Source organism: Glaciimonas sp. CA11.2, assembly GCF_034314045.1.
In the GTDB taxonomy this organism is placed as follows: domain Bacteria; phylum Pseudomonadota; class Gammaproteobacteria; order Burkholderiales; family Burkholderiaceae_D; genus Glaciimonas.
Genome location: NZ_JAVIWL010000001.1, coordinates 1,325,550 through 1,343,491, shown reverse-complemented (window position 1 = coordinate 1,343,491; position 17,942 = coordinate 1,325,550). Strand labels below are relative to the sequence as shown.

Sequence of the window (17,942 nt, the reverse complement as noted above, 5' to 3'; positions counted from 1 at the left end):
CCCGGCGTCTAACTAGCATTAAAATAATACCTAAGCATCTCTGGCAATCACATCTCGTACCAGCCGAAACATGCGTGGGATCAGCCATAAGCCAGTAGATTCTTTAAGCGCCTTGCCAGATTTGTTTATTAACTGCCAAGCAATCAACGGAAAAGGGTCAACCTGATATCATAACGGGTTTCGAACATCGTCGTCATATACGCCGCTATACTTTAGTCCTTGGATGAAGATTGCACAGACGAATGCAATGTCGCCAACGCCCTCAATTACCCCCATTTACTCGCCTTGCTAGCAAGGCATGACAAAACTCCACATGACTAGCTCGTTATCTACACCCGCCATTGCCCCAAGGGCAGAATCAGATCCAGGCTCTCCTGACGATAGTCAACGCATGAATAGCGCTGAAATTCGATCGAGTGCATCTCTCGCGTCGATTTTTGCTTTACGTATGTTGGGTTTGTTTTTGATTTTGCCAGTGTTCTCGGTGTACGCCAAAGGCCTCCCGGGCGGTCAAAGTGCAACGCTGGTTGGTCTTGCTATGGGGATTTACGGATTGGCGCAATCGTTCGGACAAATTCCGTTTGGTGCAGCGTCCGACAAATATGGTCGTAAAAAAATCATCATCATCGGCTTGATCCTGTTTGCAATTGGATCCTTCATAGCCGCTGCTGCACCCAATATCTATTGGATCATCATTGGACGCGCAGTGCAGGGCGCGGGCGCGATATCAGCCGCCATCACGGCCTTCATTGCCGACTCCACGCGCGAAGAGCATCGCACCAAAGCCATGGCCATGGTTGGCGGCTCGATTGGTCTGACCTTCGCCTTGTCGATGGTCGCTTCGCCGTTGTTGTATGAATGGGTGGGAATGGGCGGTATTTTTGCTATCACCGGGATATTGTCGCTCGCAGCCATTGCCATGATCATTTTCGGTGTGCCTGACGCGCCATTGATAAAAGTTAAGCAAGTCTCCTGGTCGGAAATTCTGCGCAATGGCGAGCTGATGCGGCTAAATGTTGGCGTGTTCTCTCTGCATCTGACGCAAATGGCGATGTTCGTCGTGATGCCATCCGCCTTGGTGCAATACGCAGACTTGCCAGTTACGCAACACTGGAAGATTTATTTGCCGGTTGTGTTGATCTCTTTCGCATTGATGCTGCCGCCCGTCTTTGTTGGCGAAAAGCAAGGCAAGATGAAGCAAGTATTCGTTGCCGCTATCGCTATGCTGTTGGCAGTGCAGATCGGCATGTGGCTGGCATTCTCCCAAGCAACCGTGCATTGGCCGTTATTGGTTGGTTTATTGCTGGCATTCTTTATTGCGTTCAATGTGCTCGAAGCCAGCCAGCCGTCGCTGGTCTCGCGTATCGCGCCGCCCGGAGCCAAAGGAGCGGCGCTGGGCGTCTACAACACACTTCAGGCGCTCGGCCTCTTTTGCGGCGGTGCCATAGGCGGTTTACTTAAACAACACTTTGGCACGCCCTCCGTATTCATTTTGGGTGGAATTTCAACCCTGTGTTGGCTTATAATCGCTTCCGGAATGATAAATTTACCGCGTCGTGGTAAGCCAGCCACCGCGGTTACACATTAAATTATAGTTAATCAAGATTTAGGAGAAATATATGGCGTCGGTCAATAAAGTCATCATCGTCGGTAATCTAGGCCGCGATCCGGAAACCCGCTACATGCCGAATGGCGAAGCGGTGACCAACATCGCCGTGGCGACTACGGAAAGCTGGAAAGACAAAAATAGTGGCGAAAAGAAAGAATTGACCGAATGGCATCGTATTACTTTCTATCGCAAACTGGCTGAAATCGCCGGGCAATACCTGAAAAAGGGCTCGCAAATCTACATCGAAGGCCGTCTGCAAACCCGCAAATGGCAAGATAAAGAAGGCGTAGAGCGTTACACAACCGAAATCATCGCGGATTCCATGCAGATGCTAGGTAGTCGCCAAGGTCAGGGCGGCGCCTCAATGGATGACGGCGGTTACGATGGCGGCGATGCACCACGTCAAAGCGGCGGCGGATCGTCATACAATAATGCACCATCCGGTAACGCTCCTTCACGCCCGGCCCAAGCGCCCGCATCCCGTCCGGCACAAGCACCTGCTTCGCGTCCGGCACCGAACTTCTCGGATATGGATGACGATATTCCATTTTGAGACCCTACTAACTGAATTTGTAAAACAAGACCCGCTAAGTCACTGATTTAGCGGGTTTTTTAATTCTTACATTTTTTCTTCGACGACCATACATGATAAATGTCGCAAGTTAATCTAGAAAGGTGTGAGTAATGAACTGCCTTTTCGCTCCAAAAAAGTATCAAATCCCCGCGATTATCGTATCGGATAGGCGTGATGCTGAACATTCCTTGAGTAAGTAATTCCCCTAACTCAATAGTTCAACGCCATCCATAGCGCAACAACCCCGCCTATTATTTAGCACGAAATTTCAAATGCAATATTTGGGAGGTGGGATGTATGGGGCAATCTGTTGAGTGGGATGAGGATCATTTACAGAAGCAAGCAGTGCAGCAAATTTCGGCATTATTATTAAAGCACTAACACGCTGCCGATATCACGGCTGGAAATTTTTCACCGTCGTCGTATTGATAACTCTTGCCGGTCTCGGCGGCACAGTCGCCAGCGTACAGGCGACACCCAGCAGATCGGGAGACGGACCACTTTTATAATTACTATCGGGATTATGATCCGCAGTGGGGACGGTATTTGCAGAGCGACCCGATTGGGTTGGAGGGCGGGATTAATACGTATGGGTATGTGGGTGGAAATCCGGTTTCGTGTAGTGATCCGTTTGGGTTAAATCCCGTTGCTGGCGCTATTGGCGGTGCGGGAATTGGCTCTGCGTTTGGACCGGTCGTTGGCGGTGTCGTTGGGACGGGTGTTAGTGCTTGGTTTGGCCGGAATGTGGTTGGGCCGATTATTAACCAAAATGGTTCTGGCGATCCTATTGTCTATCCAGAGATTCCGACTGCCGCAGTTGAACGACGATAGTTACATACGTCCAATGAAAATTGGGCATTTCGTTCGCATGACTGATTCGTCATCTGTAAGTATCACGAATTTTTCTTGCTGAATCCTTCACTCCCTTTTTAATGAGTTGCTGACAAGAAAGCAGTGTTTTCATTTTCTTGCGCACACAAAAAATATGACCTCCGAATATATCAAAACACTCCGTTACTGGTTTGACGTCGAAGCCCTAATGTATCCGGATATCCCCAAAGAAAATGTTAAGCGACGACGACGCGCCTTTAAGAAACAATACGCTGAGCTGCTACCGTGGCAGGTGCCGCCCTATGACACACGCCAAGAGGAGTTTAAATATTTTGTTTATTTTGGAGTGGTCGATAAAAAAATATTGGAGAAGGAACTATTAAAGCTGTATGCCGGCGCAGAGGATGCCGAAAATTACTCAGGAAATCAAAAGCGTAACGTATACGGGAACACATTCCTTTGTGCCATCGAAATGACCGGCGCTGGCGGTCCGGTTGTTTCAAGTTTGCAATTGGCTGCATATGCCATCGCGTTTGCCGAACGAAAGAATCAAAAAAGATACGATTACGAAGCAATCTCTTTTTTGCTCAAGACAAAGATTGAGAACCTTCTATCACGAGACCACGACAGTGTCGTCGACGGGTACTGGTTCGAGGAAATTATTGAAATTCTGATTGAAGAGTTAGATTGGAGCCCGCGAGCGCTAATGGCTTCGTCTCAAATATACGTCCACACGATCCCTCTGCTTAATGAGAATGGTAGGACCATCTCGCCACCGACTGAAATGGACCCAATTAATTCGTTCTATCTTGAGGATATTCAGCGGATTCTGAACCTCGGGGAAAGAGGTTCAGAATCACAGCAAATAAAGAGATATTTGCAAGATGAGCGGCCTATGGCGCAAAAGATTGATGTGAGTCAACTGGACATAGCGAATCGCCTCTTGTCCGCAGAGAAATTTCCTTTGGGGCGCTGGCCGTCTGAGTTCCCGCTGTTCATGATGCAGCAGGTTGCGGTCAACACTGCGCTGCATGAAATGAAAGATGGAGGAATTTTTTCGGTAAATGGTCCACCAGGTACGGGAAAGACAACGCTGTTAATGGATGTTATCGCTGCCCGTATTATTGACCGCGCAGAAGTTCTAGCGTCTTTTGCCAATCCAGCAGAGGCATTTTCTCGCAATGAGCAGCGCGTCGAATATCCTGAAACGAGTAAGTTACCTGTGGGTGACGGCTGTTACTTGGTGGATCAACGATTATTAGATTTTGGTATCGTAGTTGCTAGCGCAAATAACAATGCGGTCGAAAACATTACGCGTGATCTGCCTAACATCAAAAAGGTCTCTTCAACGTCACTCACCATAAACGGCACCCCGTTTAATTATTTCGGCGCTATTGCCGAATCGATTGTCAATGACGAAGCGAATAAGCGAAAGAAAAGTAATAAAATGTCCTCTGCCTACGGGGATGTTATCAGCAGCGCGGAAGATAAAAATCTCGAAGAGCAAATCTCTATAGAGCAAGACCTGATGAAATGCTGGGGATTGATATCAGTACCTCTCGGAAAGAGGGCAAACTGCAATCTCGTTGCTGAAAAGTTGAGGCGGTTGAGTGAAAAGGGAGGATTGTCAGGGGCTCTCGACGCTGAGCCTTCAAATGATCTGAATTGGGAGCAAGCGCGTACACAATTTCGGACCGCGATGGATAACGTGCGGGCCACACAAGCCAAAATGTGTGAATACGAACTTAACTTATCCCGATTGAATGTCGCAGTAAAATCATTCTCTGATTCAGAGGAGCGCTTAAGGCAGGCGCTCGATAACTTAACGCCGGTGGTGAAAGAGCGAGAGGGTTTAAAACGAAGGCTCTCTGACATAGAAACGCAGGCAAAATCTACCCTTGATGCGCGCACAATACTCCATCAAGAATGGCCAGTTTTGCGCCAAATCTTAAAATGGCTATTTGCCCGAGAAGAATACCGAAAATTTCGCACACGACAGATTGTGCTTTCGGATGCGTCCAACACTCTTTGGCAGGCCGCCGCAGGCTTAAGAAGAAATTGCCTTGAAATTGAGGAGCGTGCAGCAAAATTGGAGCGAATCCTCTCTGATGCACGACTCGCTGTTGCGGCATCCGCGAAGGAGGTGACGCGTATTGAAAAATCCACTGCATCGCTCGTGGAAACCCTGGGTGTGGCCGCGCATGACCATACGGGTTTTAAATCCTTACCAATAGACGTTCAACAAACGAGTCTGCCCCGCAATAACACTCTCTATCAAGAGGCGCGTGCCGCGGTTTTCGTTGCAGCGATGCATTTGCATAAATCGTTTATGAAGCATGCGGGAGAGGCGTTTGATATAAATTTCCAACTTGCACTCGGCATGCTTGAGCGGCAGCCGCATGTTCAAGAGTTGCTGCCGACGATGGCACCGCACTTCTGGGCAACATTTTTTTTGGCAGTGCCTGTCGTTTCTAGTACATTCGCGTCGTTTCCTCGTTGTTTTGGCAATCTTGGAGAAGGTGCAATAGGGCTTCTTCTCATTGATGAGGCCGGTCAAGCAGTGCCATCTAATGCGCTTGGTGCAATTTGGCGCTCAAAACGTGCCCTCCTTGTCGGAGACCCGCTGCAGGTTGAGCCGGTGATTACAGTGAACAGAAAACTAGATAACGAAATATTGAAATATCATGGTGCACCGATACGCCATCTCCTGACAGAATACTCCGCACAGCATCTGGCAGACCGCGGTAATTCCCATGGCTCGCACGTGACGCAATATGACGGAGCAGAGCTGTGGGTCGGTTCACCTTTACGCGTTCATCGACGATGCGTTGCTCCAATGTTCTCATTGTCGAACGCTATTGCCTACAATAATAAGATGGTATTTGGTCCCAACCCAAAAGATGAAATAGCCAACACAATCTCTCGGCCTCTGTTCGGGCGTTCCCGATGGATTCATGTGGAATCGGATGACTTCGATGAGCATTTCAGTACCGCCGAAGGCTTAGTTGCCACGCAAATTGTTATTCGATACCAACAAAAAAAATGGGTAAATCAGATCGATGGCTTGCCAGATATCTTCGTCATTTCGCCATTCAAGTCAGTTGCTGACGGACTGCAAAATCTCCTTGCTGAGCGACTCAAAGAATGGGCTCCACAGGCAGATGAAGGCGCGGTCAAGAAGTGGCTCAAGAGCCATGTTGGAACAGTTCACACATTCCAAGGAAAGGAATGTGAATCTGTAATCTTTGTCCTGGGCGGGCAAACTGCCGGAGCCATAGGATGGGGCGGAAACAAGCCAAACATTATCAATGTCGCAGCCACAAGGGCAAAGCGACGTTTCTACGTAGTGGGGAATCGCAAAAAATGGGAGACTTCGACCTTTGGTGGGGAATTAACACGCGCGTTTTCCTCTGATGGTAAAGATGACCAATTTGTCGCCGATGCTGTTAGGAACGCATCGGCTCAGAATAAGGCTGCGCCGTTAATGCCGATGTATCTCCCATAGAAATTACCTTGAGTTCTATTGAAATTTTGGTTTGGGTGATGGCAACTTTATTGCAATGTCGCGTTTGCCGAGGCGTTAATCGGAGAGATCCCTGTGTCCGTCGGCATGCCGATTCCCTTTAAAAATTTTTCCGTTTCCGGCCACCAAATGTCCACGCCGTCCTGACTGCTGCTCATGCCGTGTGAATCGTTTTTAAATGGGCCGTAGGCGATTAATATGGCTTGACCGCCAGCAGCATTATAAGCAGCAAGCATTTTGGTGGCGACTTCCGGATTAAAGTAACTATCGTTCGCGCCGTAAAACCACACACTAGGCACCTTTGTCTTCGCGCCATAGTCAGCAAAAGCATCCACCAATGCAGATCGCCATGTGCAATCCTCGAGGCGCAGTCCTCCTGCAAAATTGATCAATCCCTTCACGCCGGGAAAATTGCGCGATCCGAATGCCATTGTGGTCAATCCGCCGTGTGATTGGCCCGCAATGATAATGCGCTTTTTATCAGCCCAGGGTTGGGCTAGCGCGTATTCCAGCGCACTTTGCAAATCATCGGCCTGCGCGCGTCCGTTACCAGCAATATTGCATCCACCCGCGACGTAAAGGCCGGTGGATTGAGAAAAACCTTTGCGCATCGGGATCACCACCGCATAGCCGCGTTTGACAAATTCTCTGCTGATGACCGTGTAACGCGCACGTGGTTGAAAATGCGGATTGCCCGCAGCCTTGCCGTGATTCATTATCAGCAAGGGAAAAGGGCCTTCTCCCGGCGGTTTAAAAATAGTGGTTTCCAGTTTGACGCCAAAAATGCCGGAGCCGACCGGTATCATCACGACCTGTTCGCCTAATGCGGCATTCAATATCGGTTCTTGCGCCATGCAGGCGCTGTTGAGCAGCGCTAATATGAAGCCGACTAGAAAGGTTTTTATTTTATTTTGCATCTGTATCGGTCCATGAATGTGTAAAAGGCATGCGGCCATTTTGTTGCGCTACATTGTGGACGATGAATTGTTCCAGTCTTGGTGCCAATATATTGGAAAGTGACCTGCGTCAGTGCGATAACGTAATGTTGGCGTAGACTAATTGTATATTTGTTAATTTGCGTTTATTTGTTTAAGTTGGCTTCTTTGCGCAAAGTGGCGGCGCAGTTTAGTTGCGTCATTCCGACAATTACAGGTTTTTTCTGAAAGGAAATAGGGGCAGATACGCGCTTAATCTACCGACACAATGTGCAGCGGCACCCCTTGCGCCGTTACAATTCCTGACCAATTAATTATCGCGGCATCGGGAAGAGGTTAGTACAATCGATTGTATATGAAGCAAATTAAATACAAAAAAATGACGGGAATGGGCGGGATCGTCGCCCTAGGGTGGTTGATTTTTACCACCGCAGTCGCTGTGACGCAACGCAAGCTGATTTTCAAGCCGGTCCGCATTAAGGAAGTTGAGCGTCCTCGCAGTATTGGGCATCGCACTCGGCCAGTCGTGCTGCGCAGCATTGATGGTACAAGGCTTTCCGGTTGGTTATTGACACCGCGTGCGCCCGGCCCGCATCCCGCGGTCGTGTATTTTGGTGGGCGTTCGGAGGAGGTTTCCTGGGTGGCGCGCGATGCCTGGCGCATGTTTCCTAATATGACGGTGCTGGCCATTAACTATCGTGGTTATGGGGATTCGGAAGGAATTCCGGGTGAACTAAAAATGATTGAGGACGCGCACATGTTGTTTGACTGGATGGTCGAGCATCGGCATGTCACTGCGGGGAAAATCGCCGTAGTCGGTCGCAGCCTCGGTTCGGGCGTGGCTGTCCAGTTAGCCGTCAGCAGACCTGTCGCAGCGGTGGTGTTAATCACACCTTATGATTCGTTGCTGGCGATTGCAAAGCGCCGCTTTCCCTCGATACCGGGCTTCGTTCTGAGGCATCGCTTTGATTCAGTCAAGCATGCGCCGTTACTATCTGCGCCGACATTTGTCATTCGTGCTGCGAGTGATGACGTTGTTCCGGCTTCGCACACAGACTTGCTAGTGGCAAAATTGACCTCCGTTTTGCGCGATGAAACCATTCCTGATTCGGACCATAGCACCATCCCTTATCTTGAATCAACACAGGATTGCATCGCTGAATTTCTTACGACACATTTTAATGAAGTTTCTGAGGCTGTTCTTGTCGATATTGAAGTGACCGCTAATGTTACCTCGCCGGTATTAGCTGATCTGGCTATTTCTATTCCTTCAGGCGTCTTGCCCATGCAGATTAATCCTGGTGACACTGGCTTAAACGACCGTCGGTAGTTCACCAACGTCCGAACGGTTAAACGCGGTCATGCCAGAAAATTTCTCAAGTAAAGCCGGTATTTCTTCCGGCGGCAACGGCCGGCTATAGAAATATCCCTGTGCAAGTTCACAAGAGAGTTCTTTTAACATGTCTCGCTGGATACTGGTTTCGACACCTTCTGCGATGACTTGTAACTTAAAGCTTTTTGCCAGTGCGATGACAGTGCGAATAATTTCGATCGAACTGCTTTGGATAAACGCACGGTCGATTTTTAAGCAGTCTACTGAGAAATTCATAAGCGAAGCAAGCGATGAATGGCCAGCGCCAAAATCATCGATCGAGATCTTGACGCCGATTGCCCTCAGTTCAAGCAGTATCACCTCGGCTGCCACAGGGTCATCCATTACCAGACTTTCGGTTAGCTCGACTTCTAATATGGAAGGAGGGACGTCATACTTTTTCAGAACCGCAACAATTTCCTCTAGCAAACTGTCGCTATTAAATTGACGGGCGGAGACGTTGACCGCAACGGGTATCCAGCCTAATCCGGCCTGATGCCAGAATTGCATTTGCGCACAAGCCATTTCTAATGCGCGCCGACCTAATGGCAAGATAAGACCTGTCGCCTCTGCCACAGGAATAAACTCTCCGGGCAAAATGATCCCTTTAAATGGATGTCGCCAGCGCATAAGTGCCTCAAATCCGACAATGCGCTCAGTTCTTAAGTCAACCTTCGCCTGGTATGTGAGAAAGAATTCACCGTTAGAAATCCCTTCCCTGATTGATTGCTCCAGCGCCAGTCGATCTGCCAGTTCGTTCCCCAATCGCGCTGAAAAGAACCTATAAGCACCTTTTTGCTCGGTCTTGGCCTGGTACATTGCGATGTCAGCGCGCTGTAGCAATTCTGACGTTGTGTTGCCATCCAGCGGATATCGGCTGATGCCCACACTTGCGCCAATCGATAGCGATCTTTCATTCATCGGGAATGGTCGTTCCAGTGCCGCAAGAATGCGGTTGCAGGCCAATACCGCCAGTCTGTCATCGGTGAAATTATTTAAGATTACGGTAAACTCATCGCCGCCAAGTCGGAATACGCTATCGGTGCTGCGAACAGAAGATTTCAGGCGTTCGGCCACAGCGCATAGCAACTGATCTCCTGTTTCGTGTCCCAGACTATCGTTAATATTTTTAAAGTTATCCAGGTCGATAAACAGTACGGCGGTACCACCATTGCCTTCCTGAAAATGGTTAATCGCGTTTTGCAGACTGCGGAGAAATAACAGGCGATTGGGCAGCTGGGTAAGCGTATCGTGTCCCGCCAAGTACTCCATCTGCGCCTGATGATTTTTGAGTCTGAAAGCTAACAGACTAGTGACCAATAAAAATATAGCTATGAGACAGGTTGCGGCGGCTGCCCATCGATAGTGGGTCACCGCTGCTAAATTGACATCCCGCAACACATCCTCCATGGAAATACCGACACTGACAATAAAAGGATATTCTTCGAGTTGTCGGTAGGCGGAAACGCGGGGAGTGTTATCAATCGCTTTAATGACTACCGGGGTCTCCGCTTTGCGGGCCTCAGAATATAGTTTTACCGTGCTGGTAAAGTCGACCGTAATATTTCTTTTTGAGGTATTACCGATGCGGATTGCGCGATAGATACCGTCGGTTCCAAGCAAGCTGACTAAACCTTGGGTTCCAAAATCTGCTTTATTATAAAAATCGGTGAAGGTTGAGGGTTCGGCAGATAACACAACGACACCGGCAAATGTCCCGTCAGCATGATTAAGACGACGGGACATCTGTAAGGTTTCTGTCGCCGAAACACGACCGACGACAGGCTTGCTAATGAACATTTTCTGCGAGTCTGCTGAGACGTGCGTATAGAAATGCTCGCGATCGCGCAGATTGACTCTCTCGAACGGTTCTGGTCGCGTGGTTGCAATGAGGTCACCATTTTCGTTGATGATGGACGCCAGCGTTAGCACATCGGACGACAGCAGACCGCGCTCAACAAAGTCTGGTAGATCGATTGCGCCCTCTCTACTTTCGTACTGAAACTTTAAAAACTTGACCACCTCGTCATCGTGATGGAGAGTCCGTAAAATGTATTGTTCGTAGCCACGCACAAGGTTTTCCATGTCGCTATTAGCGGCATGAATAGCGGCCGTACTTTCATTTTTTGTGTATATATTTATTCCGACCCATAAGCCCACCAACAATAAAAAATTGAAAGCGATGAGGAGGGCCAGCAAGGATTCGTGGCCCCGACGAAAGAGAGCAGCTTTGAGTGGCATACGACGCCCTTACGTTATAGCCAGCATATATGCGACGATCTAAAAAATACCCACAAGTTTTCGGAGATTTTTTTTAGATTGGAAAGAACATCGGTGCACCGTTTTTGGTAGCGCCAGACTGAGAGAGTCTGTGGCGGTAATGTGTTATTTTTCATTAGTAGAGTAAAAATTTAGCTTAGAGAAGCTTATCGTTTTAATTATTAAGGGCTAACAACGTTAACCTCGCTTTGTGCTTTGCTTTGTGTATTGTTTGTACGCGTGATCACATGCAGCTTCATGTCTGATCGTGGTGCCTGATGTTCATGCTTGATATATGCTCCGTACGAACGCCATTATTGCCGCCATTATCGCTGTTTTTTCTGCTGTTTTCGTTTTCGTTTTTACCACCGCTTTTGGCAGCTTAATTACGACGATTAGGACATAAAAAGTGGAAAGAAAACGTTTTTCAAGGATGCAACTTACATCAGCGAAGCCAACTTGGTGACGCTAAGTGCTGCCATATCCTGATCTATTTTTCCGACAAAGGCAGCACGGCTAGGAGTAATGTTGAGTAGCCATTTTTTTGCTGCAGTCTTTAGATCAGCCGAAGTACAGCGCAGAACATTTTGACGATATTGCATCCGCATGTCTTCAGTGACACCGATCTGCTTGCGCGACCAACTATTGTGGGCTTCCGCGTAAGGTGAGCGGGGCTGGTCCATTGATTGCACGACGCTAATGATTGCTTCTTCGATACTTTCTTCGGTCAACTCGGACGCCAACACCCAAGCAATCGCTTGTTCAAAATCAGCATACGTGGCAGACAGACGCGGATCCCGGAACGACGTCATTTTGAAAAGCCCGGATCCAACCGCATGCGAGGCTTGCGCGCCGTATGCACCACCTTCTTCACGGATTGATCGGTGTAACACTTCGTTGGTCATTAATTCCGCCAGCACGGAAACAAACGCGGCGTCCGGCTCTGCGATAGTCGGTCCGGCCCAGACAGCGAAACAATGATTGATCTGGGCCGATGCATGCAATGCCGAATTGGCTAATGGCAGAGCGGCAGAGCGTGGCGCGACCCCCATCAGTCGTGAAGCTGTTGTGAAGGGTTTGACTAATGACTGAGCAAATAGAGACGCCACCTCTGGTTCCGCCGCAACAATCACTGTGACGGGGCTGCTGATGACTTTTTGATGTAATGTGGTCAGTCGGTCTGCGATTGCCTTAATGCCTTTTTCATCTTCAAGCTGTTCTTGCAAATACCGATAAAAAGGTAGTCCCGGTGCGCCAAACACCGCTTCCTCAAACTGACTTGAGCGAGATAACGGCGCCGACGCTGCCAGTGCAGCATAGCGACTGCCATCTTCTGCTAAGTCGTTTTGTACGTCGCGCACCATGCTGTCAATTAAAAATGCCAGTCTATCGAGTTCATCAAAGCGCGCATCGGCAATCGTCTCGTGCAATGATTGCTGGAGTTGATTTTGCTCCTCTTGCAAGCCTTTGGCAGAAAACTCCACCGAAATATGCAATGCCGCATTGTGGTCCAGCGGCTGATGTACATCCAGATTGACTTCAAAGTCAGGGACTAAATCCTGTCGCCAGGCGCTTGCTGTTTCATAGTTCTTTTTTCCTACGCCGACATCCGGAATCAATCCGGCGTACAAATTTAGCCAGCACCACTCATCTGCTGAAAAATCTGAAACGTTAAACAGAACTGATGCGTAGCTCACCCCGTTGGAAGCGATTGGGAGGACGATTGCACCTTGTTTTGGTTCCGGGATGGGGAAGCCGGGTTTGGCTACCGGCGAAACGTCAGCAGGGCGGATGCGTGGGAGGATATCCTTGTTGACTGTCTGCCGTTGCCGATGGAGCAGTTCCGCGGATTCGTTAACGATACGCGCACGATCGTCAGTGGTGAGATGTTTTTCGATTTCAGCCAGACGCGCAGTCTCTTTTTCCATGCGGTCGGTGCCATAACGCGCTTCGGCGACGACACTTGACTCGAGTCGCGTCGGAGAATCGAGCAACGTTTGCACCAATCCTTTGAAAAAGGCCGGATCTTTGATTTCATCGTCAAATTGTTGCAGAACAGGTTCGACATCAAAGGCCTGGATGATATCGCCGCCATTCATCTCGAAGGGCAGGGCGTTAAGCAACAGATGCAGGCCATACGGCAGACCGCCGCCTTTAATTTCGCGCTGATGAAACCGCAGGTCGCGCAGGCTTGCTTGTAGCGTTGACGATGGGACGCCCTCAATGGCAGTTTTTTCCAGTGCATCCCAAATACGTGTTCTGGCTTTGCTGATTTCTGATTTCTTCAAACCTTCCATGCCGGTGTGAAAAGTGATTTGGCGTGAACTGGTTTCTGCATGGTTCAGGGCAGATGGGCGGCCAAATCCTGCGGATTCCATCGCGCGCGATAACGGCGCTGATGCGTCTCCCAATAACCCTGCTTCTAATAATTTGGCCCGAATATTACCCGCGGCATCGGATGATTCGCCTAATAGCCAGCTCATCTGAAATCCATATTTATTATCATTTCCTTCTTGCGCAGGAATGACGATAGTCGCATTTTTGGGCGCATCCCATGTCGCGGCGAGTTGCGGCATCATGCGTTCTGAACGACCGGGTAATTTTGTCAGTACACGCTCAGTAATAATGGCTTGCACCGCTGTAATATCAACGTTCCCGGCGGTCATAAATACCGCTTGGGATGGGTGGTAATGCTTTGCATGGAATGCTTTTAACGCTGCGTGTGTCAGTGATGGAATTTCCAGCGGATCGCCGCCGGATTCCATCATGTACGTCGTGTGTTGAAAAAGATGCTGATTAATACCCTGATCCAGAGCCCGCATCGGGTCCGAAAACGCTCCTTTCATTTCATTCAACACAACACCTTGCACACCCAGTTTGCCGTCTTCGAAAGCAAGACGCCATCCTTCCTGCAGAAAATCGTAATAGTCCAGGGTAGGAAAGAAAGCCGCATCAAGATAGACATCGAGCAAATTGAAGAAATCGGTACGATCAGTCGTAGCAAATGGATAAACGGTTTTCTCGGGATAGGTGAGTGCATTCATCCAACCTAACGAGCGGCGTGTCATCGAGAAAAATGGATCGCGCACGGGAAAACGCGCCGAACCACACAACGATAAATGTTCGAGGATGTGTGCCCGGCCGTCGCTGGTCTCTGGAATGGTGGGGAAAGCGACCAGAAATACCATTTCCTGATCGTCGGTACGCAAATGTATATGACGCGCGCCGAAGGAAGAGTCTTCGTATTCTTCTACTACAGCACGGAGAGCAGGAACAGAATGCAGACGGGTTTGTTTGAAAGCCATGTATGAATTATTGAATAGTTTAATTACCAGTATTCAATAGTGCCTGAAAAACCCGATTAACGGTTTTCAAAAGCGATTTCATCCACAATTTTCTCTCGTGAAATAAGCGAAAGGACAACACACAATTATTGCTAATGTGGACATCATTTGGTCTTAAAATCTATGTCTTTAAATCAATGATTCGCGCAGGTTGGGGGTTTTCCAGCTCTTTCCTTTTTTGTCGACCAGCAGAACGTCCACATTATCAAGTTTGGGTGCAAGAATCATGGCTTTTTCAGATCCCAGGACAAATAATGCGGTAGACAGGCCATCTGCTAACAATCCGGTTGGCGCCATAACGGTGACGCTGGCTAACTCAACAGGAGAGTCGCCGGTGGCGGGATCAAAGATATGATTGTGGACAAAATCCGGTGTGAAAGTCGTTTCATAATCGCCCGAGGTTGCCACGCTGCGTCCATCCATCTGCAAAGCTGCGGTAAATGCATCAACAATCCTGGGGTCTTGCACCCCGACAGTCCAGCGACGGTCCGGTGTTTTAGTTCCAATCGAGATAAATTCGCCGGTATCAAGCAATGCATGCCTGATACCGCGGGATTGGATCGCAGCGAGCGCCAGATCGACAGCATAGCCTTGGGCGACGCCATTGAGCGTAATTGACATACCGGATTTCTCAAACTGAACCTGACGCGCATCAATGGATAGTTTTTTCCAATTGACAAGAGATTTTGCGGCCTCTACTTCGGCATAGGACGGTAATGTATTGACAGCAGCGGCTTGGCTAAACTTAACCCAAAGCGGTTGCACCGTTATATCGAATGCACCGTCTGTCAGTGCCGAGAAGCGTTGCGCCTCTTTCAAAACGACTAACAGATGAGGATCGGGGTGCGGCAAACGGCCATCGCGGTTCAACTGAAAGACCTGACTAGTGTCACTATAGATGCTCATGAGTGCATCAATCTTCTTCGCCTCATGTATTGCGTCTTGTATAGCCAATTCTGCTAGGCGCTGATCATGATGCAACAATTGAACCCCAATCGTTGTACCAAACGCCAGATCGGCACCAGAAAATAGTCGTTGGCCGCATGGAAGCACATCGCTGCGACTAAACTCACCAGAGATGGCCTGCGGTTGCAAAAATTGCCATCCCGCCAAACCGGTCAAACCAGCCACAGCGCCGCCAATAGAAGCTGAAATAAAGGTGCGACGTCGCATGATAATCTCCTTAAAGGTTGACGGGGGATGGCTGAATTGGAATTATCCGGGCACGTTTTTTTTCTAATATGAGTGGCGCGCATTTGTCGTCGCTTTCATAAATAACGACGCAATCCAGACATTGAAAACATTCTTCGTAGACGATTTTTCCATCCGGCTTAATCGCCTGATAGTCGCATCGATGACGACAGGTCTGGCAAGGCGTTCCGCATTCTTTACGTCTTGGTAGCCATTCGAAAAGACGGAAGCGTCCCAGCACCGCTAGCGCCGCACCAAAGGGACAAAGATAACGGCAGAAAAATTTATAGACAAAACTGCTGGCGATCAATAATCCAACGGCGTACGCAACATACGGCCATGAACGGATAAAGTTCAGCGTGATGGCGGTTTTAAATGGCTCCACCTCGACTAATGCATCGGTTAATCTGGGGGTAAAGAAAGTACTGATCAGAATGCCGAGCAGGACAAAATATTTAATGCGCTTGAGCTTTACATCTGTTTTTGATTTTATTTTAAGCTGAGGAATTTTAAAAAAATGGGCAAGCTTCCCGACCAATTCCTGTAGCGCGCCAAACGGACATAACCAACCACAGAAAGTGCCGCGCCCCCACACAAACAATGACACGCCGACAAATCCCCATATAACGACCGTCATTGGGTCGTACAAGAAAAATTCCAGACTACGGCGTCCAATCACTGCCTGCAAAAAACCGGTGATATTGACGATCGACAATTGTCCTTGCGCGATCCATCCGATAAACAAGAGCGTGAAGGTCAAAAAACCGCGTCTGAACCAGACAAACGCCGTGGCATTGGTTGTCAGTCGTTTCTGCAGCGTCAAGGCAACAGCAAGCACGGTAAGTCCGGCGACAAGAAGCGCAATCTCCCACCATCGTTTTATCCAACTACTTTTCCATGTCTTGTCATCTCCTTCTGCTTCCTGATAAAACTGCTTTGGTAATGTAAAACTGAACGGAAAGTTTTCGGTGATGCGTTCTGGATAAATGACACCACGATTACGCGTCACTGCCAGTGAAAAATCAAGTGATCGCGAAGGGTCCAATCCGGATTGGCTAATGACGCGAAATACCTTGATTGAATCCATCTTCAGATCATCGTTGCCAGCAAGGGCAATATCCAGATCCAGGTCGCGCATTTCAATCGGTAGCTTGTCCTGCTGCAATTGCAAGCGGTCTGGAATCGTGCCACTGACAAAGGTATCGCTGAGTACGCTATAACGGCCTTTCGACATCACCAGAAGTGCGTGATCACCTTTGTCCAAACGGTTCTCGAGTTTTTTCCAGCTATCTGCGCTCAACAAATTGCGACCAATACTGGGGACCGATACATAGGCAACATAGAGATCAATAAAGATGGATTTTGGATCCGTCGCCGCTTCGGGATCAAGACCTTCACCGGCGGTCTTTTTAAACTTTTCTTCCACCGCGCTATTCCTCAACACAAGGTGTTTGATCAACCCCGTACTAATTAACTGCGCCACGCTGCTCGGTACAAAAATATCTGACTTTACCCGCGCAATCAAATCCGGATCACGACCTTCCGCAAATCCCAGTTTTTTGCGCGCAACTTTGAGTGCCGCCGAAAGAACGGTTTGATTCATGATCCGCACTGAGGCGGTGGCTTTGGTCACGCCGTCAAGATAAACATTTACGCCGTGTGTTTTGTTGGTGTTATTTTTTTGCGTTTCTATTTTTATATTTTGAAATAACGACAAGCCCTTATATTGACTGACGAATTGAAACATTGGCGCTTCGCCCAAGCCATCAAGAAACACCGGCTCGTGATGTGTCAGTACGCTGACCTCAAGAAAGTTACCTTTGGGATCAAGCGCAATCAGAAGGTTGATCGGCAAGCCGGAGAAGCCAGAAATCGGTGCGAGGTCGATTGATTCGAACACATAGCCCACCAATTCATTGGCTGTCGCGTTTTGTTTAAAAATGGGCCACACAGGGATCGTACTATCTTTTTCGCCGATGATAAACGGTGCAGGGAATCGCTTCACCAACGTAGCATGCGTCATTTCTCCTGCTGAAGATGGCGTGGCGCAGCAGAATGCTATCAACCAGGTGAAAGCGATTAACCAATGGCGCATCGGCGGCCTTATAGGTATAAATGAGATTGCGTATTAAAGATAAGCGCGGCTAATTGCCTTCGGTATCTTCACTAAATTAATGTGAGATGAGCAATAAATGTGCCATCTTAGCGAATCATAATCACGACGTTTGATTCATCCCATTCGATCAGAATAGGAACAAGTTGACTTCAAAGTGATTCATATTTGGACACTTTGCCCGCACCGAA

10 protein-coding genes are annotated in these 17,942 nt (G+C 48.7%); 5 read left to right on the top strand and 5 right to left on the bottom strand.

The window, feature by feature from the left end; all coding sequences use genetic code 11:
• The first annotated feature begins 391 nt into the window (after positions 1 to 391).
• From RGU75_RS05715 to RGU75_RS05700, 4 genes are all read left to right on the top strand, one after another.
• Positions 392 to 1,588 (top strand): MFS transporter, encoded by a 1,197-nt coding sequence (locus RGU75_RS05715; protein WP_322240288.1) that lies wholly within the window; start codon positions 392 to 394, stop codon positions 1,586 to 1,588.
• Positions 1,589 to 1,619: 31 nt separating this feature from the next.
• A complete protein-coding gene (ssb, locus tag RGU75_RS05710; RefSeq protein ID WP_322233833.1) occupies positions 1,620 to 2,162 on the top strand; it encodes a single-stranded DNA-binding protein in 543 nt (180 codons plus the stop codon).
• 456 nt (positions 2,163 to 2,618) lie between these two features.
• Complete coding sequence (locus RGU75_RS05705; protein ID WP_322233832.1) at positions 2,619 to 3,014, top strand: RHS repeat-associated core domain-containing protein; 396 nt, start codon at positions 2,619 to 2,621, stop codon at positions 3,012 to 3,014.
• Between the two features lie 154 nt (positions 3,015 to 3,168).
• Complete coding sequence (locus RGU75_RS05700; RefSeq protein ID WP_322233830.1) at positions 3,169 to 6,519, top strand: DEAD/DEAH box helicase; 3,351 nt, start codon at positions 3,169 to 3,171, stop codon at positions 6,517 to 6,519.
• 47 nt (positions 6,520 to 6,566) lie between these two features.
• On the opposite strand, the gene RGU75_RS05695 is transcribed toward RGU75_RS05700, so the two are convergent.
• Positions 6,567 to 7,454, bottom strand: a complete 888-nt coding sequence (locus tag RGU75_RS05695; RefSeq protein WP_322233827.1) for a dienelactone hydrolase family protein — start codon at positions 7,452 to 7,454, stop codon at positions 6,567 to 6,569.
• Positions 7,455 to 7,827: 373 nt separating this feature from the next.
• Between RGU75_RS05695 and RGU75_RS05690 the strand changes: the two genes are divergently transcribed.
• Positions 7,828 to 8,802 carry an alpha/beta hydrolase gene (locus RGU75_RS05690; RefSeq protein ID WP_322233824.1) on the top strand — a complete coding sequence of 325 codons (975 nt, stop codon included), beginning with the start codon at positions 7,828 to 7,830 and terminating at the stop codon, positions 8,800 to 8,802.
• Here RGU75_RS05690 and RGU75_RS05685 read toward each other — a convergent pair.
• The 4 genes from RGU75_RS05685 to RGU75_RS05670 form a co-directional block, all read right to left on the bottom strand.
• Positions 8,785 to 11,085, bottom strand: coding sequence for an EAL domain-containing protein (locus RGU75_RS05685; RefSeq protein ID WP_322233823.1), 2,301 nt, complete (start codon positions 11,083 to 11,085; stop codon positions 8,785 to 8,787). The genes RGU75_RS05690 and RGU75_RS05685 overlap by 18 nt on opposite strands.
• 458 nt (positions 11,086 to 11,543) lie before the next feature.
• Positions 11,544 to 14,408, bottom strand: coding sequence for an insulinase family protein (locus tag RGU75_RS05680; protein WP_322233821.1), 2,865 nt, complete (start codon positions 14,406 to 14,408; stop codon positions 11,544 to 11,546).
• Positions 14,409 to 14,576: 168 nt separating this feature from the next.
• A complete protein-coding gene (locus RGU75_RS05675) occupies positions 14,577 to 15,620 on the bottom strand; it encodes an FAD:protein FMN transferase (protein WP_322233818.1) in 1,044 nt (347 codons plus the stop codon).
• A gap of 10 nt (positions 15,621 to 15,630) precedes the next feature.
• Positions 15,631 to 17,661 carry a 4Fe-4S binding protein gene (locus RGU75_RS05670; protein ID WP_322233816.1) on the bottom strand — a complete coding sequence of 677 codons (2,031 nt, stop codon included), beginning with the start codon at positions 17,659 to 17,661 and terminating at the stop codon, positions 15,631 to 15,633.
• Positions 17,662 to 17,942 lie beyond the last annotated feature (281 nt).